Source organism: Microbacterium fluminis (genome assembly GCF_051549805.1).
GTDB lineage: Bacteria > Actinomycetota > Actinomycetes > Actinomycetales > Microbacteriaceae > Microbacterium.
The window spans coordinates 451,291-473,977 of sequence record NZ_CP196042.1 but is presented as its reverse complement, the minus strand read 5'-3'; the positions used below and the strand labels follow the sequence as shown (position 1 = coordinate 473,977).

21 protein-coding genes and 1 tRNA gene are annotated in these 22,687 nt (G+C 70.6%); 14 read left to right on the top strand and 8 right to left on the bottom strand.

Annotated features, from left to right (window positions below):
- Positions 1-92 precede the first annotated feature (92 nt).
- Complete coding sequence (gene mqo / locus ACSJDX_RS02160) at positions 93-1,523, top strand: malate dehydrogenase (quinone) (protein WP_438355032.1); 1,431 nt, start codon at positions 93-95, stop codon at positions 1,521-1,523.
- 43 nt (positions 1,524-1,566) lie between these two features.
- Entirely contained in the window at positions 1,567-2,208 is a 642-nt protein-coding gene (locus ACSJDX_RS02155) for a thymidine kinase (protein WP_438353952.1), read from the top strand.
- Positions 2,209-2,232: 24 nt separating this feature from the next.
- Here ACSJDX_RS02155 and ACSJDX_RS02150 read toward each other — a convergent pair whose 3' ends face one another.
- The gene (locus tag ACSJDX_RS02150) at positions 2,233-3,096 is read right to left on the bottom strand and encodes a DUF1295 domain-containing protein (RefSeq protein ID WP_438353951.1); all 864 of its coding nucleotides are present in this window, start codon (positions 3,094-3,096) and stop codon (positions 2,233-2,235) included.
- A gap of 101 nt (positions 3,097-3,197) precedes the next feature.
- Here ACSJDX_RS02150 and ACSJDX_RS02145 point away from each other — a divergent pair, with 101 nt between their 5' ends.
- The 3 genes from ACSJDX_RS02145 to ACSJDX_RS02135 all read left to right on the top strand — a co-directional run bounded on the left by ACSJDX_RS02145 (position 3,198) and on the right by ACSJDX_RS02135 (position 6,272).
- Complete coding sequence (locus tag ACSJDX_RS02145; RefSeq protein ID WP_438353950.1) at positions 3,198-3,986, top strand: FadR/GntR family transcriptional regulator; 789 nt, start codon at positions 3,198-3,200, stop codon at positions 3,984-3,986.
- Positions 3,980-5,236, top strand: a complete 1,257-nt coding sequence (locus ACSJDX_RS02140; protein ID WP_438353949.1) for an alpha-hydroxy acid oxidase — start codon at positions 3,980-3,982, stop codon at positions 5,234-5,236. The genes ACSJDX_RS02145 and ACSJDX_RS02140 overlap by 7 nt, the downstream gene beginning before the upstream one ends.
- A gap of 73 nt (positions 5,237-5,309) precedes the next feature.
- Positions 5,310-6,272 (top strand): DUF2690 domain-containing protein, encoded by a 963-nt coding sequence (locus ACSJDX_RS02135; RefSeq protein ID WP_438353948.1) that lies wholly within the window; start codon positions 5,310-5,312, stop codon positions 6,270-6,272.
- Between the two features lie 252 nt (positions 6,273-6,524).
- Here ACSJDX_RS02135 and ACSJDX_RS02130 read toward each other — a convergent pair whose 3' ends face one another.
- The 6 genes from ACSJDX_RS02130 to ACSJDX_RS02105 form a co-directional block, all read right to left on the bottom strand.
- Entirely contained in the window at positions 6,525-7,307 is a 783-nt protein-coding gene (locus ACSJDX_RS02130) for an HAD-IIB family hydrolase (RefSeq protein ID WP_438353947.1), read from the bottom strand.
- A 73-nt stretch (positions 7,308-7,380) separates the two neighbouring features.
- Positions 7,381-7,454 (bottom strand) — tRNA-Pro (locus ACSJDX_RS02125).
- Positions 7,455-7,531: 77 nt separating this feature from the next.
- Complete coding sequence (locus ACSJDX_RS02120) at positions 7,532-8,557, bottom strand: hypothetical protein (RefSeq protein WP_438353946.1); 1,026 nt, start codon at positions 8,555-8,557, stop codon at positions 7,532-7,534.
- Positions 8,558-8,587: 30 nt separating this feature from the next.
- Positions 8,588-9,013: a hypothetical protein gene (locus ACSJDX_RS02115; RefSeq protein WP_438353945.1), complete on the bottom strand. Its 426-nt coding sequence runs from the start codon at positions 9,011-9,013 to the stop codon at positions 8,588-8,590.
- 151 nt (positions 9,014-9,164) lie between these two features.
- A complete protein-coding gene (locus ACSJDX_RS02110) occupies positions 9,165-10,091 on the bottom strand; it encodes a metallophosphoesterase (RefSeq protein ID WP_438353944.1) in 927 nt (308 codons plus the stop codon).
- A complete protein-coding gene (locus ACSJDX_RS02105) occupies positions 10,091-12,745 on the bottom strand; it encodes a transglycosylase domain-containing protein (protein ID WP_438353943.1) in 2,655 nt (884 codons plus the stop codon). The genes ACSJDX_RS02110 and ACSJDX_RS02105 overlap by 1 nt, the downstream gene beginning before the upstream one ends.
- 97 nt (positions 12,746-12,842) lie before the next feature.
- Between ACSJDX_RS02105 and ACSJDX_RS02100 the strand changes: the two genes are divergently transcribed.
- Complete coding sequence (locus tag ACSJDX_RS02100; protein WP_438353942.1) at positions 12,843-13,067, top strand: DUF4177 domain-containing protein; 225 nt, start codon at positions 12,843-12,845, stop codon at positions 13,065-13,067.
- 1 nt (position 13,068) lies between these two features.
- Positions 13,069-13,536, top strand: a complete 468-nt coding sequence (locus tag ACSJDX_RS02095) for a RidA family protein (protein ID WP_438353941.1) — start codon at positions 13,069-13,071, stop codon at positions 13,534-13,536.
- Between the two features lie 53 nt (positions 13,537-13,589).
- On the opposite strand, the gene acs is transcribed toward ACSJDX_RS02095, so the two are convergent.
- Entirely contained in the window at positions 13,590-15,557 is a 1,968-nt protein-coding gene (gene acs / locus ACSJDX_RS02090; RefSeq protein ID WP_438353940.1) for an acetate--CoA ligase, read from the bottom strand.
- Between the two features lie 413 nt (positions 15,558-15,970).
- Between acs and ACSJDX_RS02085 the strand changes: the two genes are divergently transcribed.
- The 7 genes from ACSJDX_RS02085 to tmk all read left to right on the top strand — a co-directional run bounded on the left by ACSJDX_RS02085 (position 15,971) and on the right by tmk (position 22,686).
- A complete protein-coding gene (locus tag ACSJDX_RS02085) occupies positions 15,971-17,209 on the top strand; it encodes a TadA family conjugal transfer-associated ATPase (RefSeq protein WP_438353939.1) in 1,239 nt (412 codons plus the stop codon).
- Positions 17,206-18,234, top strand: coding sequence for a type II secretion system F family protein (locus ACSJDX_RS02080; protein ID WP_438353938.1), 1,029 nt, complete (start codon positions 17,206-17,208; stop codon positions 18,232-18,234). Before ACSJDX_RS02085 ends, ACSJDX_RS02080 begins: the two co-directional genes overlap by 4 nt.
- Before the next feature lie 111 nt (positions 18,235-18,345).
- Positions 18,346-18,543 (top strand): DUF4244 domain-containing protein, encoded by a 198-nt coding sequence (locus ACSJDX_RS02075; protein WP_438355031.1) that lies wholly within the window; start codon positions 18,346-18,348, stop codon positions 18,541-18,543.
- Positions 18,543-18,938, top strand: coding sequence for a TadE family type IV pilus minor pilin (locus tag ACSJDX_RS02070; RefSeq protein WP_438353937.1), 396 nt, complete (start codon positions 18,543-18,545; stop codon positions 18,936-18,938). The genes ACSJDX_RS02075 and ACSJDX_RS02070 overlap by 1 nt, the downstream gene beginning before the upstream one ends.
- Positions 18,938-19,276, top strand: coding sequence for an Rv3654c family TadE-like protein (locus ACSJDX_RS02065; protein ID WP_438353936.1), 339 nt, complete (start codon positions 18,938-18,940; stop codon positions 19,274-19,276). The genes ACSJDX_RS02070 and ACSJDX_RS02065 overlap by 1 nt, the downstream gene beginning before the upstream one ends.
- Positions 19,277-19,372: 96 nt before the next feature.
- Positions 19,373-22,048, top strand: coding sequence for a type I DNA topoisomerase (gene topA, locus ACSJDX_RS02060; protein ID WP_438355030.1), 2,676 nt, complete (start codon positions 19,373-19,375; stop codon positions 22,046-22,048).
- Positions 22,045-22,686, top strand: a complete 642-nt coding sequence (gene tmk / locus ACSJDX_RS02055; protein WP_438353935.1) for a dTMP kinase — start codon at positions 22,045-22,047, stop codon at positions 22,684-22,686. Before topA ends, tmk begins: the two co-directional genes overlap by 4 nt.
- Position 22,687: the final 1 nt, after the last annotated feature.

Genomic DNA, 22,687 nt, shown 5'->3' with positions numbered 1-22,687 from the left:
CGAGGGGCCTCCCGGTCTGGGCGGCCCCCTCGCCCGCCTAGAATCGTAGGGTGACCGAACCCGTCGACGTCGTGCTCATCGGTGGTGGCATCATGAGCGCCACCCTGGGCACTCTGCTGTCCGAACTCCAGCCCGACTGGAAGATCACCGTCATCGAACGGCTCTCCGATGTGGCGCTGGAGAGCTCGAATGCGTGGAACAACGCCGGGACCGGCCACGCCGCGCTGTGCGAGCTGAACTACACGCCCGAGGCTCCCGACGGGTCGGTCGACCCGGCGAAGGCGATCTCGATCAACGAGCAGTTCCAGCAGAGCCGGCAGTTCTGGTCATCGCTGGTCGAGGCGGGCGTCCTCGACGCGCCCTCGACGTTCATCAACTCCACACCGCACATGACGTTCGTGCGCGGCGAGAAGGACGTCGCGTTCCTCAAGGCCCGCTACGAAGTGCTGAAGCAGCAGCCGCTGTTCGCCGGCATCGAGTACAGCGAGGACTCCCGCGTCATCCACCAGTGGGCGCCGCTGCTCATGAAGAAGCGCCGCGCGGGCGAGCCCTTCGCCGCCACCCGCGTGCCCGCCGGCACCGATGTCGACTTCGGCGCACTCACCCACCAGCTGTTCGACAACCTCCGCGCGCGCGGAGTCGACGTGATCACCAACCGCGAGGTGCGCAACCTCACCCGCCTCAAAGACGGCGGCTGGAAGATCACGTGGCGGGACACGATCGGCCGCACCCCGGGCTCGATGCGTGCACGGTTCGTCTTCGTCGGCGCGGGGGGCTGGGCGCTCAAGCTGCTGCAGCGCTCCGGCATCCCCGAGATCTCGGGCTACGGCGTGTTCCCCATCGGGGGGCAGTTCCTCAAGACCTCCGACCCGGCGCTCGTCGCCCAGCACAAGGCGAAGGTCTACTCGCAAGCCTCGGTCGGTGCGCCGCCCATGTCGGTGCCGCACCTCGACACCCGCGTCGTCGACGGCGAGGCATCCCTCCTGTTCGGCCCGTTCGCCACGTTCAGCCCGAAGTTCCTCAAGACCGGCTCGATGTTCGACATCGTGACGCAGGTGCGTGCGGGCAACATCGGACCCATGCTCAAGGTCGCGATCGACAACCCGTCGCTCATCACCTACCTCGTCGGCGAGCTGCTGAAGAACCACGCCAAGAAGGTCGACAGCCTCCGCACGTTCGTCCCCACCGCGAAGGACGAGGACTGGGAGCTCATCCAGGCCGGTCAGCGCGCGCAGGTGATGAAGAAGGACCCGAAGAAGGGCGGCGTGCTGCAGTTCGGCACCGAGGTGGTCACCGCCGCCGACGGATCGATCGCAGGCCTGCTCGGCGCGTCGCCCGGAGCGTCGACTGCCGTGTCGATCATGCTCGGCCTGCTGAGGACGTGCTTCGCCGACCGCATCGGGGAATGGGAGCCGCGCCTGCGCGAGCTGATCCCCAGCTACGGCGAGACGCTCAACCCCCGTCCGGAGGTGGCCCGCGAGACCCTCGCCGAGACCGCGGAGGCGCTCGCGCTCACCGCCTGAGCGACGTCGCCCCGTGGCACCCGACACTCCGTAGACTTCCGGGGTGGCCAAACTGTACTTCCGCTTCGGGGCGATGAACTCGGGCAAGTCCACCGCACTGCTGCAGGCCGCCTACAACTACGAGGAGCGCGGTCAGCGCGTCCTGCTGGCCAAGCCCCGCATCGACACCAAGGGCGCGGCGCAGATCTCCAGCCGGCTCGGGATGACGCGGCCGGTCGACTTCCTCATCGGTGCGGGAGAGGACGCGCGCGGGCTGTTCGCCGAGCACCAGGCGCGCGTGCGCTACACCCACGACGAGCTCGCCGGTCTGAGCAGCGGTCCGGCCGACGTGGCGTGCCTGCTCGTCGACGAGGCGCAGTTCCTCAGCGCCGGGCAGGTCGACGACCTCTTCCGTATCGCCGTGCTCGATGACATTCCGGTTCTGGCATACGGCATCCGCACGGACTTCCGCACCGAGGCTTTTCCAGGCTCGCGGCGTCTGCTCGAGGTCGCCCACGCGCTCGAGGAGCTCAAGACCATCTGCCGGTGCGGCCGCAAGGCGCTGTTCAACGGGCGCCTCGCCGACGGCGTGTTCGTCTTCGACGGCGATCAGGTCGCGATCGACGGCGCCGAGGTCACGTACGAATCGCTGTGCGGCGAGTGCTACCTGCGGGAATCCGGCGGGCGGCTCGCCGGGGCATCCTGAGTTCCCGCCGCAGAGTCGGGCCGATCATGCGGTGCGCGCGGCATCCTTCCCTGCTCCCTTGGGCGGCCAGGGCACGAGCATCGAGGTGGTGCGCTGGTAGTCGGCGTAGGCGGGGTGACGTGACGCGGAGATCGACTCGGTGAAGATCGTCGACCCGATGAACAGCACCGTCAGCAGCACCGCGCCCGCGATCGACCAGTTGAGCGCACCTCCCCAGAATCCGATACCGGATGCCGCGGCCGCCGTGGCCCCGAGGGCGTAGAACGCCCACCACTGCGCCTGCTCGAAGAAGAAGTTGGGGTGGCGGCTGTACCGGAAGAGCCCGGTCGTGGCGAACCCGGGCGCGAGGTGGCCGCCGGCGTGCTTCTTGGCCTGGTGGAACGCCCACTGCTGCTGGTCGGCGACGAACTCGCCCACGAGGAACGCGAGGAACAGCACCGCGAACGCCGCATCCCAGCCGTTGAGCGACGACGGATGCTGCCACGCGACGAACGCGGGGAGGGTGATGAGCACGAGCAGCGCGTTCTGGTACAGCACGATGAAGAGCAGGTTGAACACCTGGAACTGCCACGGCTTCATGCGACCGCGGAGGATCGCCCAGCGATAGTCCTCCATGCCGGTGTACCCGCCCTTGCGGGCGAAGTTGAACGTGAGGCGCGCCCCCCACAGGGTGACGAGCACGGCCATGACGACGAGCCGTGCGGCATCCTCTCCCGCGAAGAGCGAGAAGCCGGCGAAGATCCACACGTAGGCGACCGGCACGATCGACCAGATCCGGTCGACCCACGAGGTGTCCTTCGTCACGAGCGACGCGATCCAGCAGAACGCGCAGGTGACGGCGAAGAGGGCCAGCACGACACTGAGCGGGTCGGGCATGAGCGGGTTCATGCGCACAGCCTAGAACGGGCGTGCGTCGGATACGCCGCTTGTGTGGTCAGACCACGAGGCGCTACTGTGGTCGGACCACAGAGCCGTGCACAGGAGGTGCCATGGAAGCCGCCGCATCACCGCGAGCCTGGCAGCTCGTGCTCGCGCGGATCGAGGCGGACCTGCGAGACGGCCGGATCTCGGCGGGCGATCGCCTCGCGCCGGAGCGCGAGCTCGCGACGCAGCTCGGCGTGGGGCGATCCAGCGTGCGCGAAGCGCTCCGGGTGCTCGAGGTGCTGGGTGTCATCCGCACGTCGACCGGCTCCGGCCCGACGTCCGGCGCGATCATCATCGCGACGCCTCGCGGGGGGCTGTCGACCTTGCTGCGCCTGCAGGTGGCGGCCAGCGGATTCCCGGTCGACGATGTCGTGCGCACCCGCACGCTGATCGAGACCGCGAGCGTCGACACGCTGGCAGCGGCGCCCGACCGCGACACGTCGACGGCGCACGAGCTGCTCGACGCGATGGACGCGCCCGACCTCACCACGGAGGAGTTCCTCGCCCTCGACGCGCGACTGCACCTCTCGCTCGTGGAGGCTGCCGGCAACATCGTCGTGTCGGCCATGATGGAGGGCCTGCGCGACGCGATCGAGTCGTACGTGTCCGGCCTGGCCGACACCTTCCCGGACTGGGATGCCGCGGCCGCCGGCCTGCGCGCCGAGCACCGCGCGATCATCGCCGCCGTCGACGCGGGCGAAGGCCCGACGGCGCACCGCCTCGTGTCCGAGCACATCGCCCGCTACTACGCGGGCGCCCGCCGAGCCGGCTCCGGCTCTCCCGAACCCGAACCCGCACCCGCACCCGCACACGAATCTGAATCCGCACCCGCCGAGGAGGCCGCACCATGGTGAAGCGTCAGCTGCCCAAGCCCGCCGAGCTGCTGGAGCTCATGCAGTTCAAGAAGCCCGAGCTCGACGGCCGCAAACGCCGCCTCGACGCCGCGCTGACGATCTACGACCTGCGCACGATCGCCAGGCGCCGCACCCCCAAGGCGGCGTTCGACTACACCGACGGCGCCGCCGAGGGCGAGCTCTCGCTCGCCCGTGCGCGGCAGGCGTTCGAGGATGTCGAGTTCCACCCCGACATCCTGCGCCCTGCGGAGAGCGTGGACACCTCCACGGAGATCCTGGGCGGACCGAGCGCGATGCCCTTCGGCATCGCGCCCACGGGATTCACCCGCCTCATGCAGACGGAGGGGGAGTCCGCGGGTGCCGCCGCGGCTGGTGCCGCCGGCATCCCGTTCACCCTCTCGACGCTGGGAACCACCTCGATCGAGGACGTGAAGGCGGCCAATCCCCACGGACGGAACTGGTTCCAGCTGTACGTGATGCGCGACCGCGACGTCTCGTTCGGTCTGGTGGAGCGGGCCGCAGCGGCCGGGTTCGACACGCTGCACTTCACCGTCGACACGCCGGTCGCGGGAGCGCGTCTGCGCGACAAGCGCAACGGGTTCTCGATTCCACCGCAGCTGACCGTCGGCACGATCGTGAACGCCATCCCGCGGCCGTGGTGGTGGTACGACTTCCTCACGACCCCCAAGCTCGAGTTCGCCTCGCTCACTACGACCGGTGGGACAGTGGCCGACCTCATCGGCGCGGCGATGGATCCCACCATCAGCTACGACGACCTCGCGACGATCCGAGGCATCTGGCCGGGCAAGATCGTGATCAAGGGTGTGCAGAACGTCGACGACGCGGTGCGTCTGATCGACCTCGGCGTCGACGGCATCGTGCTGTCCAACCACGGCGGCCGTCAGCTCGACCGCGCACCCATTCCCTTCCACCTGCTTCCGTCGGTCGTGCGCGAGGTCGGCGCGGACGCCACCGTGATGATCGACACCGGCATCATGAACGGCGCCGACATCGTGGCATCCGTCGCCCTCGGCGCGAAGTTCGCCCTCATCGGCCGGGCGTACCTCTACGGTCTGATGGCCGGCGGGCGTCAGGGGGTCGATCGCACGATCGCGATCCTGCGCAGCGAGATCGAGCGCACCATGCAGCTGCTGGGCGTCTCGACGCTCGCCGAGCTCGAGCCGCGTCACGTGACCCAGCTCGCGCGTCTGGTGCCCCTCGGACGGGACGGTGCGCCGATCGCCCGCTGACCCCGGTTTCACGAACGTCGCCACCCCGGGTTACATTCAAGGGCATCTTGATTCGACTTCTGGGGGGAAGCGCATGGAGAGCTCGACGTCCGGCGACCGTGCGGCACGCGTCACCGGTTTCGCCGCCGAACTGCGTTCGCTGAGGCTGGCGTCCGGGAGCCCGACGCTCGCCCGGCTGCAATCCGAGACGGGCATCTCGCGCAGCGTCATCTCCGACGCCTTCGCGGGCAAGTACCTGCCGTCGGCGCGCACCCTCGCCGCTCTGGTCCCCGTGCTGGGCGGTGACGCGGCGGAGTGGGTCGCGCGACGCGACGCCCTCGCGACGGGGAGGGATGCTCCGCCCGTCGTCGTGCGGCCGTGGGAGACCGACGCGGTCGGCGTCGCGACCGCCTCGGAGGAGTCAGCCATCACACCGGATGAGGCCGTCGCTTCGCATGGGTCGGCGACGACCCCCCTCGCGCGCGGGGGGCACGATATCTCGGAGGGATCGTCCGCCGGCGCGACGACTCGACCGCAGCTGCACCCGACCGGTCGCCGCACGGTGGCCCTGGTGGGTGCGGGTGGATTCGTCGCTGGCGTCGCCGTGACCGCGCTCGTGACGGCCCTCGTCGTCGGCTCCAGTGCATCCTCATCGATGCCAGCCTCTCCCGTCGCGTACGGACCGACACCGAAGATCTCGGTCGCCGACGGCCAGGATCCGGCGTTCACCCCGTGCACCTCGGATGCCAAGGTGGTCGCCTCTGTCAGGCGGCAGGCCGAGACCCTGATCGAGATCCTGTGGTCGAACGACTGCTACGCAGGGTGGGGGCGGATCACCCGCTACGACGGGAAGGCCACGGGAAACACTGTGACCATCGCTTTCTATCCGCAGACCGCACCGCATGGACCGGCGCGTCAGCAGGCGGTCGAGCACGACGTGGCCGCCGCGTACACGACGCTGGTGGTGCGGCCCTCAGCAGACACGCTGCTGTGCGCGGTCGGCGCCTACTCCGTATCGGGCGCGAAAGTCGATCTCGGCGAACCGATCTGCACCTGAGCACGTGGCGCGTCATCAGCCCGTTCGGAGTTTCCGGAAAACCCGGAACACCGCGTGATTCCGGGCGATGCCGGCCTTCCGGACGCCTCGGCGGGCGGCCTGCGGGCCGGTGCTCGGTAGCCTCGTGACGCAACCCTGTCGGGGGGCCACGGGTTGTCGACCGGTCAGTGGGGGGTCATCCTGTCCGGCTGCGTGGCCTGCGACCGTGTCGTCGTCGCACTGGGGGCGACGACGACACGGTCGCGGGCGTGTTCAGTCCTGAGCTCGGACCGGCAGCGTCGGGATGAGCGCGTCGAGCAGATCGGCCGTCTCGGTCCAGCCCTCGACGGCGCGGCATGCGACGCCCATGGCGAGCACCGGGTAGTCGTTGCCGTCGGGGTCGAGCCGGTCGCCGAAGAACAGCATGTCGTCGAGCGCGACGCCGGTCACCTCGGAGAGCTTGGTCATGCCGTAGGCCTTGTCGATGCCGCGGTGGGTGATGTCGACCGATGTCGAGCCGCCGGAGCGCACCTCCAGGTCGGGCACGCGGGCGGCAACGGCCTCGCGCAGCGCCGACTTCTTCTCGCCCGTCGGGTCCCATGCCGTCTTCGCGTCCAGCGGCGCACGCTGGCCGAGCGCCGAGAACGTGATCTGCGAACCGCGGTCCTCGAGGATGTCGCCCCACGTCTCGGTCTCCCAGAGCCCGAGCCGCCGCGCCTCCTCCTCGACCGCTGCGAGCGCGCGGGCCTTCTCGTCATCCGTGAGCGTGTGCGCGTACACGGCCGCGAACCCGTCGCCGTCGTGATGGTAGTACTGCGTTCCGCACGTGGGCATGAGGTGCACGTGGGAGAGGACGGATGCTGCGGCATCCGGAAGCTTCTCGACCAGCTGAGTGCGGAACTGCATGATCTGCCCACCCGAGATGATCGCGACCTCGACCCGCTCCGCGAGGGCGATCAGCTGCGCGCCGATGCGCGGATCGATCGCCGTCTTAGAGGGGGCGAGGGTGTCGTCGAGGTCGAAGGCGACCAGGAGGGGGACGGTGGTCTCCGGCATGGGGCTCCGTTCGCGATGTGTCATGCGAGAGGCTCCGCCCGATCTGACGATCTACGGCGGAGCCTCTCTGCTGTCGGGGTGACAGGATTTGAACCTGCGGCCTCGTCGTCCCGAACGACGCGCGCTACCAAGCTGCGCCACACCCCGGAGCAACCCCCCTAGCCTACCCGATCGGAGTGGATGCTTCGCACCCGGCCGGGTCTGACGGGGGCAGGGAGGCCACGTCAGACGGTGGTGCGCCGGCGCTGCTGTGCGTGGTGGCCGAGGAAGCCTCCGCCCAGAAGCAGTGCGATCAGTCCGAAGCCGGCCACGCGGTGCAGGTCGTCGCTCGGGCCGGTGAGGGCGAGTTCGGGCGGCGCGGCGTTCGGCGTCGGGGGCTCGGGGACGTGCGTGACCTGGGTGGGTGTCGCGAACTGCTCGGCCCAGACGTAGTCGCGCTCGAGGTGTGCGGCGACGGACGGCTCCTGGTCGGCGGCGGCGATGCGCCACACGGCGGTGTAGTACCCCGGTCCGGGGAGATCCCACGTCGATGCGACCCGGTAGGTTCCTGCGCCGAGTGCGGGGTCGGTCACCAGCGTGAGCTCGCCCACGGCGACGGCGTCGGCGGGAACCTCCGTCGAGGAGATCGGCGGCTGCTCGGTGCGGTAGACGACGGCGACGGCGCGCAGGGAGACGGCGCTGCCGTCGGTCGCGCGCGGCCATACCCCCTCGACCGCAGCGACGGCGACCTCGTCGACGTACGGTCCGCTCGTCGTCTCGGACGAGACGACCTGCGTCGTGATCCCGGGGGCGAACACGACCGGGCGGGGCGCGGCGTCGGCGGCCTCGACGACGTAGTCCACCGAGCCGCCGGGGCCCGCGGTGCTCTGCTGCCCCGCGGTGGTGACGTACCGGATGGCCGGAGCGATCGCGGCCGCGAAGCGGCCCGTCGCCCGGACCGTGTAGGGACGACCGTCGCCCGGAGGCGGCGCCGCGATGATGGGCAGGTCGACACCGCTGTCGACCTGCGTGCGATCGGGCAGGCCGGTGTCGGCGAAGACGGCGTGGGTGAGCGACACGGTCGCGATCGTGCCCGCTCCACCGCTGAGGCGCACAGTGCCGCGACGGGCATCTGCCGCGTCCGTCGTCAGGGCGATGGCGCCGTCGCTGCCGGGCACGACCACCGCGGCGGCTTCGGCGGCGTACTGCTCGGCGAGTGCGGCAACGGAGGCGGCGTGCTCGGGCGCGAGCCGATCGAAGGTCCAGTGCACGGCGCCGGCCAGCGAGTCGCCCGGGTAGCCTCAGGCGTGCAGCGTGACGTCGCGGTTCGCGATCGCCTTCACCGCCCACCCGACGGCGGCCGACCGAACGGGATCACCGGTCTGGCCGTGGGTTGACACGAGGTGGTTGATGCCCGCGAGCTGCTGCGCGCTCATCCCGGTCGCCTCGCCGTGGATCCCTTGGTCGACGCTTTCGCCGGTGGGCGCCGGGAGCCCGGGCAGGATGCAGTAGGTGTGCACGCCGTTCACGATCATCGAGCCGTGCCAGCCGAGCGCCGACAGCGGCGCCCAGGTGCCGAACCCGGCGCCCTGCGTCGCAGCTGACGCCGAAGGTGCGGTGGCGACCAGCCCGACGCCGCTCAGGAGCAGACCGGCCAGGGCGGCGATCAGGCCGAGCATCAGGCGGCGACGGGGCGCGGGGCGGGTGCGGGAACGAGCGGCGGGCATGAGGCATCCTTCGACGGGGGAAGCTGCGGATGCCTCGATGCTCGCCTGCACGACCCGTCGCCGAGGGCGGCGCGATCCCGAATGTGCGCGATGGCCGTGGTCGCCGCGCGCAGAGTCGGTTGGGGAGGAGCGCCCCCCGGTCGGTCGACGGTCAGTCGCGGGGGAGGAGCGTGAGGAAGGACGCCTCGGGGCGGCACGCGAAGCGCACCGGCGCGTAGATCGAGTGGCCGATGCCCGCACTGACGTTGAGGGGCGCTGTGCGTCCGAGATGCGTCCACTCGCTCAGACCGCGAGCCTGGCGCAGCGGGATGTCGCAGTTCGCCACGAGCGCCCCGACGCCGGGGAGGCGCACCTGCCCGCCGTGCGTGTGACCGGCGAACAGCACGTCGGCGCCGAATCCGAGGAACGCGTCGAGCACACGTCGATACGGAGCGTGGGTGACGCCGATGCGCAGGTCGGCCTCGGGAAGCGCCTCGATCTGCGGCGGGAGCGCGGCGAGGTCGTCCCAGTTCCGGTGCGCGTCGCTCACGCCGAACGCGTCGATCGTGAGTCCGCCGACCTGTAGCGAGCCCGCGGCGTTGTTGAGGTCGAGCCACCCGAGGTCGCCCCCGAGGTAGCGGTCGAGCGCGCCGGTGTCGAGGGGCGCGGCATCCCTGTTCGCCTTCGACGGGCCCGTGAAGTATCGCAGCGGATTGCGCGGTGTGGGCGAGACGCGGTCGTTCGACCCGTGCACGAACACGCCCGGCACGCCCCGGAGCGGATCGAAGGCCGAACGGATGCCGCGCAGCCCGTCGGCGTGGCCGAGGTTGTCTCCGGTGTTGACCACCAGATCGGGCTTGAGTGCGGCCAGCCCCGCGATCCACTGCTGCTTGCGATGCTGCCAGGGGGCCATATGGGCGTCGGAGAGGTGCAGCACGCGCACCGGGTCGGCGCCGGGGGGCAGCACCCGCAGGGTGTGGAAGCGCGTGGTGAACAGGTAGCGCTCGATGCCGACACCCCACACCGCGGCGCCGACGCCGACCGCCCCCACCGCCGCGAGGGCGGTGAGGGCGGTGCGCGTAGACGATCCCGCCGGCACTACGGGCAGGTCTTCGACGTGTAGTCGATGGTGATCGCGGTGTTGCGGTTCACCATCGTCCCCGCGGCGGGGTTGGTTCCCGTGGCGGGTTTGCCGTTCGCATTCGGATCGACGGTGCAGGTTCCGGGCTGGACGTTCCCGAAACCGGCGCCGCGGACCGTGGCCACTGCGGCTGCGACATCGCCGCTCACCGGCGGTATCGCTGCGCCCTGGCCATTGCTCGGGCTCAGTGTGATCTGCGTGCCGGCGGCGATCCGGCCTGCGGGCGGGGTCTGCGCGGCGACGAGCCCGGCGGCGACGTCGGAGTCCACCACGGGCCCGGCGGTCGCATCGAAGCCGGCGTCCTTCAACGTCTGGATCGCCTGGTCGAGAGGCTGGCCCACGACATTCGGGAGATCCTTCAGCGTCGGCTTCGTGAGAGAGGTGTCCGGCTGGGGGAAGGGGGTGCCGCCGTAGAGGCTGTCCGCGACGCCCTGGATCTGTCGGGCGATGCCGTATCGGATGTACTGCCCCTGCTGGCCGTTGATGTATCGGGTGAAGATGTTGCCCTTGCCGTTGGAGTTGCCCACCCACGCCGCGGTCGCCACCTTGGAGCTCGACTCGATCATCCACGTCTGCGTGTCCTCGTGCGTGCCGGTCTTGCCGATGAGGGCCGTGCCGTCACCGGGGTTCGCCGTCGCACCGGTGCCGCCGCGGTTCATGACGCCCTGCAGGGCGTACGCGGTGGTGGCTGCGACCTTAGGGTCGACCACCTGCGAGCAGCTGGTCGCGGGCGGCGTCATCTCGACGCCGTCGGAGGTGACCACGCGGTCGATGATCTTGGGCTGGCAGTAGATGCCGTTGTTGGCGATCGTCGCGTACGCGCCCGCCATGGCGATCGGCGTCACATTGTTCGAGCCGATGATGGAGAACTGGTCGTTCATCTGGATCGGCGAGCCGTCGCCGCGGGTCACACCCATCTTCGTCGCGACCTTCTGGATATCGCAGAGGTCGAGCTGCTCGGCCATCGCGAAGAAGCCCGAGTTGAGCGAGTCACGGGTGAAGCTCATCGGTGTACCGACATATCCGTTGCCGGAGAAGTTCTTCACCACGGTGTTGGCGCCGTTGGTCCAGGTGCCGTCGCATGTCGTGAACTTCTTGAACGCCCGGTTCACGCCGTTGACGGTTTCGTTGACCGAGTGGCCCTTTTCGAGCCAGTCGACGAGTGTGAACAGCTTGAACGTCGACCCGGCCTCGAAGCCCGTCGACTGGCCGTAGGTTGAGTTGCCCGCATAGACGAGGGAGGAGTAGTTGGGGTCGCCCGTCACGCTCTCGTTGAATTTGGTGTTCTGCGCGATCGCGAGGATGCGTCCGGTGCTCGCCTCGATGCTGACGCTGGTCGAGCCGAACATGCCTGTCGAGCCGTCGACCATCCCGTCGACCGATGTCGGGGTGAGTTCGCTCATGGTCTTGTTGGCCTGGTACTGCACGCGGGGGTCCATGGTCGTGTAGATGCTGAGTCCGCCGCGCTGGAGGGCTTTGATGCGGTCGTCGAGGGTCGCGCCGAACGCGGGATCCTCCTTGATCACGTTCTTCACGTACTGGCAGAAGTAGGCGCTGCCGAGCGCGACGGCACAGCCGGTCGTCGCGGGCGTGATCGTCGGCGTGATCGGCGTGATCGCGGCTTCGTCGTACTGCGCCTTGGTGATCTTCCCGTCGGCGAACATGCGGCTGAGAACGTACAGCTGCCGCACCTTGGTGGCGGTGTAGGGGTCTGCCGCCGCGGTGTACTGCTCCTGCGTGATCGTGCCCGCCGTCAGCAGGGCGTCCAGTACGGCGAGCTGACCGGGGTCGGCGGTGATGGCGCCGTCGGCCGCACCGTTCGAAGGGTTCGTCGGATCGTCGAGGCGATAGGTGTTCGGATTCTGCAGGATGCCCGCGAGGGTGGCTGCCTGCCCGACGTTGAGCCCTGACGCCGGAGTATTGAAGTAGTACTTCGCCGCCGCGTCGATGCCGTACGTGATGCCGCCGAAGTTGGCGATGTTGAGGTATCCCAGCAGGATCTCGTTCTTCGAGTACTTCTGCTCGAGGGCGATCGAGTACCGCATCTCCTGCAGTTTGCGCTGGATGCCGCTGGGGCCGCTGGACTGCGTCGCGTCGGTGAAGCACTGCGCGAGGGTCGCTGCGTCCGGGGCGTTCGCCTCGCACCGCTGGATGAGGATGTTCTTGACGTACTGCTGGCTGATCGACGAGCCACCCTGCGTCTGGCCGCCGCCCGCGTTGCTCAGAAGCGCGCGTGTGGTGCCGATCAGATCGATCCCGCCGTGCTGATAGAAGCGCGGGTCCTCGCTGGAGAGCATCGCGTCGTACATGATCGGCGTGATCTGGTCGAACGTGACGGGCGAGCGGTTCTGGTCGTAGAACTGCGCCAGCTCGGTCGATGTGCCGTCGGCCGGGTTCGTGTAGTACAGCGTCGTCGGCAGCATGAGCTTCTCGATGTCGAGCACGCTCGGGAGGTTGTCGAACATCGTGATGGCGCTGGAGGCGGCGGCGCCTGAGACGGCGATCGCGGGGGTCACGGTGGCGGTGATGAGGACACCGGCGACGGCACTGAGGCCGACGAGGCCGGCGATCCCGCCGAGCACGCCCGTGGTCGTCCGTTTGGTATCAGGCATAGGGTGATCGTAAGGGAGTTAGCTGAGGGAAGCCTTCTAGCACGCGCGCCCCGAGCACGACCCGCACCCCGATCCGCACCTCGACCGAGGAGTCGCCATGACGACGTGGGAGTACCTCACCACGCCCCTCCTGATCCACAACACCGCCGCGATCCTCAACAACTGGGGCAAGCAGGGCTGGGAGCTCGTGCAGGTCGTGCCCGGCCCCGAGGGCGGACTGGTCGCGTACTTCAAGCGCCCGTCCGGTGGCGGTGCCGACCAGGCGGCGAACACCGGGCTGGATGCCGCCGCCACCGCCGCCCGGCAGTTCGAGGGGGACTGAGATGGCCGCGTCCGACACCCTCGCCGCCCTCGGCATCGACCTCCCGCCCGTTCCGTCGCCCGCCGGCGCCTACGTGCCCGCGAAGGTGCACGGCGACCTCGTCTTCACCGCGGGCCAGCTGCCGCTGGTCTCGGGCGTGCTGCCGGCCACCGGCAAAGTGGGCGACGGTCACAAGCTCGTGCCCGCGGCCGATGCCAAGGAGTACGCCCGCCTCTCGGCGCTGAACGCCATCGCCGCCGCCGCGGCGGCCGTCGGCGGTGTCGACCGCATCACCGGGGTCGTCAAGGTCACGGGTTTCGTGGCATCCGTCCCGGAGTTCACCGGCCAGCCGGGCGTCATCAACGGGGCGAGCGAGCTGCTCGGCGAGGTCTTCGGCGACGCCGGACGTCACGCGCGGTCCGCGGTGGGTGTGCCCGTGCTGCCGCTGGACAGCCCCGTCGAGGTCGAGGTCGTCTTCAGCTTCGCCTGAGCCCGATACGACGGACGGCCCGGTTTCGCGACCGGGCCGTCTCTCGTCCGGCGCTAGCGGACCTGGGCGGAGATCACGCTCATGACGGCCGTGTCGGCGAGGGTCGTCGTGTCGCCCACCTCGCGGCCCTCCGCGACATCCCGCAGCAGCCGGCGCATGATCTTGCCGGAGCGCGTCTTGGGCAGCTCGTCGACGATGTAGACGTCGCGGGGGCGGGCGATGGGGCCGATCTGCTCGCCGACCCACTGGCGCAGAGCCTGCGCCAGGCCCTCGGGGGAGTGCTCCTTGAGGTAGCTCTGCTTGATGATCACGAACGCCGCCACGGCCTGGCCGGTGGTCTCATCCGACGCCCCGACGACGGCGGCCTCCGCCGTGGCCTCGTGCGCCACGAGCGCCGACTCGATCTCGGCGGTCGAGAGTCGATGCCCCGAGACGTTCATCACGTCGTCGACGCGGCCCAGCAGCCAGACGTCGCCGTCCTCGTCGAGACGGGCGCCGTCCCCGGCGAAGTAGTAGCCCTGATCGGCGAACTTCGCCCAGTAGGTCTCGACGAACCGCTCCGGGTCGCCCCAGATGCCGCGGAGCATCGACGGCCACGGCTCGGTGATGACGAGCAGTCCGCCGTTGCCCTCGCCGACCGGTTCGCCCGACTCGTCGACGACATCGACCGAGATGCCCGGCAGCGGCACCTGCGCCGACCCCGGCTTGGTCTCCGTGACCCCCGGGAGCGCCGAGATCATGATGGCGCCCGTCTCGGTCTGCCACCACGTGTCGACGATGGGCGCAGCATCCGCTCCGATGACGCTGCGGTACCAGACCCACGCCTCCGGGTTGATGGGCTCGCCCACCGACCCGAGCAGGCGCAGCGACGACAGGTCGAACTTCTGCGGCACCGCCCGCCCGATCTTCATGAACGAGCGGATCGCCGTCGGTGCGGTGTAGAAGACGGTGACGCCGTACTTCTCGATGACCTCCCACCAGCGACCGGGATGCGGGGTGTCGGGCGTGCCCTCGTAGAGCACCTGGGTGGCGCCGTTGGCGAGCGGTCCGTACGTGACATAGGTGTGGCCCGTGATCCAGCCGATGTCCGCCGTGCACCAGTAGACGTCGGTCTCGGGGTGGATGTCGTGCACGACACGGTTCGTGAACGCCGCCTGGGTGAGGTAGCCGCCCGAGGTGTGCAGGATGCCCTTGGGCTTCCCGGTGGTGCCCGACGTATAGAGGATGAACAGCGGGTTCTCCGCCGGGAACGCGGATGCCTCGTGCTCGGCCGACGCCGCGGGCACCTCGTCGTGCCACCAGAGGTCGCGTCCCTCCACCCAGTCGACGTCGTTCCCGCCGCGGCGGACGACCAGCACGTGCTCGACGCTCTCCTGCACTCCGGATCCGTTGCGGTCGGCCAGGGCCTGGTCGACGGCGGGCTTGAGCGCCGACACCTTGCCCTTGCGGTAGCCGCCGTCGGCGGTGATCACGAGCTTCGCGCCGGCGTCGTCGATGCGCGAGCGCAGGCTGTCGGCCGAGAATCCGCCGAACACGACGGAGTGGATCGCACCGACGCGTGCGACGGCGAGCATCGCTGCGACGGCCTCCGGGATCATCGGCAGGTAGATCGCGACCCGGTCGCCCAGGCCGATGCCGAGCTTCGTCAGCACATTCGCGACCCGCTTGACCTCGTCGGTGAGCTCGGCGTACGTGACGCGGCGCTCATCGCCGTTCTCGCCCTCCCACAGCAGCGCGGCACGGTCGCCGTTGCCCGCCTCGACGTGCCGGTCGAGGCAGTTGTACGCCACGTTGAGCTCACCGTCGCCGAACCAGGTCGCGAACGGCGGGTTCGACCAGTCGAGAACCTCGGTGAACGGCGTGTGCCAGTGCAGCTCGCGCGCCTGCTCGGCCCAGAAGCCCTCGCGGTCGGCGGCGGCCCGGGCGTAGAGGTCGGCGGTACCGACGGCATCCGCCGCGAATGTCGCGGACGGCGCGAACCGGCGCGTCTCGGTGAGAAGGTGATCGATCTGGCTGCTCATGGTGCACTCCTTCGGGACATGAGACGAGTCGGATGCCGCGGCACGGCCGCGATCATTGGTCGGCAGGGTCCATCAGACACGGCCGGGCGGGGGCGCACCACCCCCGTTAGTAGGTGTCGCGCGGCCCGCTACTGATATATCACCGCGAACGCCTGCGGATTCGTTTGGAACGTTGCGGGTAGTTGCGTAAGCTCAACTCCGGCCGAACTCTGATTCTGGCATCGCGGCACCCGACCCCCCCGAACGGGGTGCTGCGCGTGGCGGCATCCCATTCCCCCCATGGGATGCCGCCCCTTTTCTTTCCGGATCGTCGACTCCTCCCCATCGGATCGCGGTCGACGTTCGAGTACCGACTTCGCGAGCACCAGCGACTCGGTCCCTTCCGGTCCACGCGGCGCTCCTAGCGTCGAGCCATGCCCGAACCGTTCGTCGTCCAGCCGCGTCCTCCCGCGACGCGTCCAACGGCGACGGATGGCGGGTCGCCGGACACCCGCGCGGCGGACACCCGCTCGACGGACGTCCGCTCGACGGGTGCCGACTCGACGGATGCCTCGGCCCGTCGCCGCGGCCACGCGCCGCGCGTGCACGCGGCAACGGGAGCGCCCGCACCCTCGGGATCGGACCCATCGAGGGGCTGGATCCCCGGGCGTGCGCCGGCACGCGACTCGGCGACGGCGTCGGCACGGGCGGCGGTCGGGCTGAGGCATCCGCTGCCTGCGGTCCTCGCGCCGCTGGAACCGTTCCTGCGCGACGAGCGCACCACCGATCTGTTCGTCAACGGCGCGACCGGGCTGTTCGTCGATCGCGGTCACGGACCCGAACCCCAGCTCTCCTGGCGCGCCGACGAAGAAGAGGTCCGCGAGCTCGCGGTCGCCCTCATCGGGCTCGGCGGTCGCCACATCGACGATGCGACCCCCTGCGTCGACGTGCGGCTCGACGGCGGCCTGCGGGTGCACGCCGTGCTGCCGCCGGTCTCGGCCGAGGGAACGGTGATCTCGGTGCGCGTGCCGCGGCTGGGCACTCCCGGTCTGGACGATCTCGAGCGCCTCGGCATGTTCGACACCCCCATGCGCGAGCGGCTCGAGGGCATCGTCCGTCGGCGGGAGAACATCCTCGTCACGGGTGCGGCCGGAGCCGGGAAGACGACACTGCTGGCGGCTCTGCTCGGCGGCGCACCGGCGACCGAGCGCATCGTCACGATCGAGGACGTCGCCGAGCTGCGCATCGAGCACCCGCACCACGTGCGGCTCGAGGCGCGGCAGCCGAATCTCGAGGGCGTCGGTGCGATCGGCCTCGCACGGCTCGTGCGCGAGGCGCTGCGCATGCGGCCCGACCGCCTCGTCGTCGGTGAGTGCCGCGGCGAGGAGGTGCGCGAGCTGCTGTCGGCCCTCAACACCGGCCACGACGGGGGTGCGGGCACCGTGCATGCGAACGGGCTCGACGACGTGCCGGCCCGCCTCGAGGCGCTCGGTGCGCTCGCCGGGCTCGACGACCGCGCGCTGGCCCGCCAGGTCACCAGCGCCATCCACCACGTGCTGCACATCGGGCGCACGCACGACGGGCGGCGGGTGCTGCAGGGCATCGGGCGTCCCGTGCTCGACGACCGCGGCCGGCTGAGGGTGGTCGTCGGGGGAGACGAGGGCGACGCATGAGGCTGCTGGCCCACGTCATCCGGCGTCGCACGACGACCGAGCCCGACGCCGCCGGCGCCGCCGAGACCGTGCTGCGCGTCGCCGTGCTGCTGCAGGCCGGCATCGCGCCCGCCCGCGCGTGGGAGCACCTGGCCGCGACGGGCGACACGACCGCCGCCGCGGTGCAGGCGCGTGTGCGCGACGGGATGCCTCTGCCCCGGGCGATCGCGGCCGGTGGCGAGCCGTGGCCCGACGTCGCGGTCGCCTGGACGGTGGCGGCGACGGTCGGGGCGCCCCTGGCAGACAGCCTGCGCGCGATCGCCGCCGCCCTCCGCGACGGCCAGGAGGCGGCCGACGAGGTGCGCGTCGCGCTCGCCGAACCCGCCGGCACCGCTCGCCTGATGGGGTGGCTCCCGCTCGTGGCGGTGGTGCTGGGCGTCGCGCTCGGCTTCGACACCCTCGGGGTGCTCGGAACGAACCCCCTCGGCATCGCGTGCTTGATCGGCGGACTCGGGCTCATCGTCGGCGCGCGCCGCTGGACGGGGCGCCTCGTGCGGGCGGCGCGACCGCCCGAGCGGATGCCGGGGCTCGATGCCGAGCTCATCGCGATCGGACTGAGCGGCGGGGCATCCATCGACCGCGCTCGCCGCATCGTCGCCGAGGCCGCCGTGCTGCCGGACGCGGATCGAGGAGCGAAGCCGCAGCCGGGCGAGAACCCGGATTCGGCAGACGGCCCGCTCGCAGCACAGGAGACCGCCCCCGCACGGCGTCCGCGAGGAGCCTCGGACCCGGTCGTCGATCCCCGCGCCGACATCGACGCCACGTTGGAGCTGTCGCGCACCGCCGGGGTGCCCGCCGTCGAGCTCCTGCGCGCCTCGGCGGCGCTCAGCAGGCATCGCGCCCGCACGGCCGGACGACTGCGCGCGGCCGCGCTGTCGACGCGGCTGCTGCTTCCGCTCGGCGTCTGCACCCTCCCCGCGTTCCTGCTGCTGGGCGTGGCGCCGATGCTCCTGAGCGTGCTCGCCTCCACCACCCTCACCCTCTGAACTCCTCGAGCAGTGCCCGCCACCCACCCCCACCACATGAAGGAGAATCCGATGTCCGAAAGCCCCGCCGTCTCCGGCACCCTCGCCCGCTCCGGCGGGTCGGTCACCGAGATCGTCCCGCTGCCCCCGCTCACCCGGCGTCGAGCCGCCGCCCTGCTCACCGACGACACCGGCGCAGCGACGGCCGAGTACGCCATCGCCACGATGGCGGCGGTCGCGTTCGCCGGCCTGCTCGTGATCATCATGCGCAGCGACGAGGTGCGCGGGATCCTCACCGACCTCGTCCGTCGTGCGCTCTCGGTCGCCTGATGCCCTGGCCGGCGGTGCGATGGCGTGACCGGGAGCCCGCCCGACCCGAGGTCGGCCGCCACCACTGCCGGACGGGCGCCCGGTATCGACTGGGCGAGCGCGGTTCCGCGGCCGCCGAGTTCGCCGTCGCGCTCCCGGCTGTCGTGATCGTGGTGCTCCTGGGCGCCGTCGCCCTCGGCGCGTGCGCCACCCAGGTGCGGCTGCAGGACGCGGCCGCCGACGCGGCGCGGCTCGCCGCCCGCGGGGACAGCCCGGCACGCGCGGCGGATGCCGTCGGCGCAGCGGTGGCGATGTCGACGCGCGGCGACCTCGTGTGCGCGGCGATGAGCGCCGACGCCGGGTTCGGGTTCGGTGTGCTCACCGCCACCTCCTGCGCCCTCGACGGAGGCCGCTGATGCCGGGGACCGTGGTCACGGCCGGCGTCGTCGCCTGCGCGGCCGCGGCGGCGATCGGACTGGCGACGGTGGGGGCGGCATCCGCGTTCTCGCAACGACTCGCCGGTGTGGCGGATGCCGCCGCCCTCGCCGCGGCCGACGCGGCCTCCGGAGCCGTGACCGGCATCCCGTGCGCGCGTGCCGCGGAGGTCGCCGGCGCGTCGGGAGCGGCCGTCGTCGCGTGCGAGCTCGACGACCTCGTCGCCACCGTCCGCGTGTCCGCGACGTTCGCCCGGCTGCCCGCGACCGCCACCGCGCGGGCGGGTCCGCCTCCGGAACCTGCGACGCCCTCACAGTGAGCGGTGTGTATGGTGTGCATCGAAGAAAGGCGTGCAGCAGTGGCACAGAAAGCGTCGACGGGCAAGAAGCTCGTGATCGTCGAGTCCCCGACCAAGATGAAGTCGATCCAGGGGTACCTCGGCGACGGCTACGAGGTCCTCAGCTCGGTCGGTCACATCCGTGATCTCGCCGATCGTCGCGACATTCCCGCGGAGCTCAAGAAGACGTCGGTGGGCAAGTACTCCATCGACATCGAGAACGAGTTCGCTCCTTACTATGTGGAGTCCGAGCGCGGCAAGAAGACCGTCGCCGAGCTCAAGCGCGCTCTCCGCGGCGCCGACGAGCTCCTGCTCGCGACTGATGAGGACCGCGAGGGCGAGGCCATCGCGTGGCACCTGCTCGAGGCGCTCAAGCCCAAGGTGCCCGTGAAGCGCATGGTGTTCCACGAGATCACGAAAGACGCCATCCAGGCCGCCGTCGGCAACACGCGCGAGCTCGACCTCGACCTCGTCGACGCGCAGGAGACCCGCCGCATCCTCGACCGGCTGTACGGGTGGGATGTCTCGCCCGTCCTGTGGATGAAGGTGCAGCAGGGCACCTCCGCCGGCCGCGTGCAATCCGCCGCGACCCGTCTGGTCGTCGACCGCGAGCGCGAGCGCATGGCGTTCGTCTCGGCCTCGTACTGGGATGTCGAGGCCCGTGCGGCCAAGTCCGGCGCGGCCTTCGGCGTCAAGCTCGCGCGCCTCGCCGGTGCGGCCATCGCCCGCGGCTCCGACTTCGACGATCTCGGCGTGCTCAAGAAGGCTGTGGTCGCACTCGACGAGGCGCAGGCCACGAAGCTCGCCACGCAGGTCGCCACGGCGGGTGAGGCATCCGTCTCGTCCGTCGAGGCCAAGCCCGGAACCCGGCGCCCGTACGCCCCGTTCACGACCTCGACGATGCAGCAGGAGGCCGGTCGCAAGCTCTCGATGAGCGCCAAGCACGCGATGAGCGTCGCCCAGCGCCTCTACGAGAAGGGCTTCATCACCTATATGCGCACCGACTCGCAGTCGCTGTCGGCGCAGGCGATCAGCGCCGCCCGGGCGCAGGCCGTGCAGCTCTACGGCGAGAAGGCCGTGCCGCTGCAGCCGCGCGTCTACACGAGCAAGTCGAAGAACGCGCAGGAGGCGCACGAGGCGATCCGCCCGTCGGGCGAGGAGTTCCGCACCCCGTCGTCGGTCGGCTCGCAGCTCGACCGCGACGAGCTGCGCCTCTACGACCTCATCTGGAAGCGCACCGTCGCGAGCCAGATGTCCGACGCGAAATACGAGACGACCACCGTCACGCTGGCCGTGACCGCCGGCGATCGGGTCGCGGAGTTCACCGCGTCGGGCACCGTCTACACGTTCAAAGGCTTCCTCGAAGCCTACGAAGAGGGGGCGGACGAGAAGCGCGGCGATGCCGACAAGGCCGACGACCAGTCGCTCCCTCAGCTGGCCGTGGGCGACGTGCTGCGCATCGACGAGGTCGAGCCGAAGGGCCACGCCACCAATCCGAAGCCGCGCTACACCGAGGCATCCCTCGTCAAGGCGCTCGAGGAGAAGGGCATCGGCCGCCCCTCGACGTTCGCGAGCATCATCGACACGATCATCGCGCGCACGTATGTGACCAAGCGCGGCCAGGCGCTCGTGCCCAGCTGGCTCGCGTTCAGCGTCGTGCGGCTGCTCGAGGAGCACTTCCCCGACCTCATTGACTACGACTTCACCGCCGCGATGGAGGACGACCTCGATGCCATCGCCCGCGGCGAGCAGCGCCGGGTCGAGTGGCTCAAGGAGTTCTACTTCGGCTCCGAGGGTCGCGTGGGCCTGCGCAACGTCGTGGAGAACCTGGGCGAGATCGACGCGCGCGAGCTCAACTCCCGCCGCATCACCGACACCGCCACCCTGCGGATCGGCCGCTACGGCCCGTACCTCGAGATCACGGATCCGGCGCAGCCCGAGGCCAAGGCGCGCATCGTCAACATCCCCGAAGACCTCGCACCCGACGAGCTGACGCCCGCGAAGGCGCAGGAGCTCGTCGACGCGCCGATCGCCGGCGACCGCGTCCTGGGTACGCATCCCGAGACCGGCAAGCTCATCGTCGTGAAGGACGGACGCTACGGCCCGTACGTCCAGGAGCTCGAACCCGAGGAGCCCGCGGCGGTCGACGAGTCCACCGGCGAGGTGCTCGAGACCGAGCCGGCGCCGAAGAAGGGCGCGAAGAAGACCGCGGCGAAGAAGGATGCCGCGCCCAAGCCGCGCACCGCGTCCCTGTTCAAGTCGCAGTCGGTCGACACCGTCGACCTCGACACCGCCGTACAGCTGCTGTCGCTCCCGCGCGAGGTGGGCGCCGACCCCGAATCGGGCGAGGTCATCACCGCGCAGAACGGCCGCTACGGGCCCTACCTGAAGAAGGGCACCGACTCGCGCACGCTCGACAGCGAGCAGCTGCTGCTCACGATCGACCTGCCCGCCGCGCTCGAGGTGTACGCGCAGCCGAAGTACGGTGCCCGCCGCGCCTCCAGCGCGCTCGCCGAATTCGAGGCCGACCCGGTCAGCGGCAAGCCGATCCGCATCCGCGATGGGCGCTTCGGCGCCTACGTCACCGACGGCGAGACCAACGTGACGATTCCGCGGGGCCAGATGCCCGCAGACATCACGTACGAGATCGCCGTGCAGATGCTCGCGGACAAGCGAGCGAAGGGCCCCGCCCCCAAGCGCGCCACGACACGCAAGACGACCACGCGCAAGGCCCCGGCGAAGAAGAGCTCGTGACCTCAGCGGAGGCCGCCCGCGGGCTCTTCGTGACGTTCGAGGGCGGTGACGGAGCGGGCAAGACCACCCAGGCGGCACTGCTGCAGGAGTGGCTCGAGGCATCCGGACGCTCCGTCGTGCGCACGCGCGAGCCCGGCGGCACCGAGGTGGGGGTGCTCGTGCGCGACATCGTGCTGCACCACCGCGGGGAGGTCGCCCCGCGCGCAGAGGCGCTGCTGTACGCGGCCGACCGCGCCCACCACGTCGAGACGGTGGTGCGGCCTGCGCTCGCGCGCGGCGACGTGGTGATCCAGGACCGCTACCTCGACTCCTCCGTGGCGTACCAGGGAGCCGGGCGGGTGCTCGGACCGCGGGAGGTGCGCGACCTGTCGCTGTGGGCGACCGGCGGCCTGCTCCCCGATGTCACGGTGCTGCTCGACCTCGACCCCGCCACCGCACGGTCGCGCCTCGACGCCGACGACAAGCCGTTCGATCGGCTCGAGTCCGAGAAGTCGGCCTTCCACGAGCGCGTGCGCGCAGAGTTCCTCGCGCTCGCGGGCGCCGAGCCCGAGCGCTTCCTCGTGCTCGACGCCTCGCGTCCGGTCGACGAGCTCGCCACGATCGTGCGCGAGCGGGTCGCGGCATCCCTCGCCCGGTGAC

Bases quoted from the DNA above. Each gene is read 5' to 3' on its own strand.
- ACSJDX_RS02095 (WP_438353941.1), top strand. From the start codon at position 13,069: ATGGCCGCGTCCGACACCCTCGCCGCCCTCGGCATCGACCTCCCGCCC.
- ACSJDX_RS02135 (WP_438353948.1), top strand. From the start codon at position 5,310: ATGGAGAGCTCGACGTCCGGCGACCGTGCGGCACGCGTCACCGGTTTC.
- topA (WP_438355030.1), top strand. From the start codon at position 19,373: ATGAAGTCGATCCAGGGGTACCTCGGCGACGGCTACGAGGTCCTCAGC.
- ACSJDX_RS02145 (WP_438353950.1), top strand. From the start codon at position 3,198: ATGGAAGCCGCCGCATCACCGCGAGCCTGGCAGCTCGTGCTCGCGCGG.
- ACSJDX_RS02130 (WP_438353947.1), bottom strand. From the start codon at position 7,307: ATGCCGGAGACCACCGTCCCCCTCCTGGTCGCCTTCGACCTCGACGAC.
- acs (WP_438353940.1), bottom strand. From the start codon at position 15,557: ATGAGCAGCCAGATCGATCACCTTCTCACCGAGACGCGCCGGTTCGCG.
- ACSJDX_RS02115 (WP_438353945.1), bottom strand. From the start codon at position 9,013: ATGCCCGCCGCTCGTTCCCGCACCCGCCCCGCGCCCCGTCGCCGCCTG.
- mqo (WP_438355032.1), top strand. From the start codon at position 93: ATGAGCGCCACCCTGGGCACTCTGCTGTCCGAACTCCAGCCCGACTGG.
- ACSJDX_RS02070 (WP_438353937.1), top strand. From the start codon at position 18,543: ATGCCCTGGCCGGCGGTGCGATGGCGTGACCGGGAGCCCGCCCGACCC.
- ACSJDX_RS02065 (WP_438353936.1), top strand. From the start codon at position 18,938: ATGCCGGGGACCGTGGTCACGGCCGGCGTCGTCGCCTGCGCGGCCGCG.
- ACSJDX_RS02080 (WP_438353938.1), top strand. From the start codon at position 17,206: ATGAGGCTGCTGGCCCACGTCATCCGGCGTCGCACGACGACCGAGCCC.
- ACSJDX_RS02105 (WP_438353943.1), bottom strand. From the start codon at position 12,745: ATGCCTGATACCAAACGGACGACCACGGGCGTGCTCGGCGGGATCGCC.
- ACSJDX_RS02100 (WP_438353942.1), top strand. From the start codon at position 12,843: ATGACGACGTGGGAGTACCTCACCACGCCCCTCCTGATCCACAACACC.
- ACSJDX_RS02150 (WP_438353951.1), bottom strand. From the start codon at position 3,096: ATGAACCCGCTCATGCCCGACCCGCTCAGTGTCGTGCTGGCCCTCTTC.
- ACSJDX_RS02140 (WP_438353949.1), top strand. From the start codon at position 3,980: ATGGTGAAGCGTCAGCTGCCCAAGCCCGCCGAGCTGCTGGAGCTCATG.
- ACSJDX_RS02085 (WP_438353939.1), top strand. From the start codon at position 15,971: ATGCCCGAACCGTTCGTCGTCCAGCCGCGTCCTCCCGCGACGCGTCCA.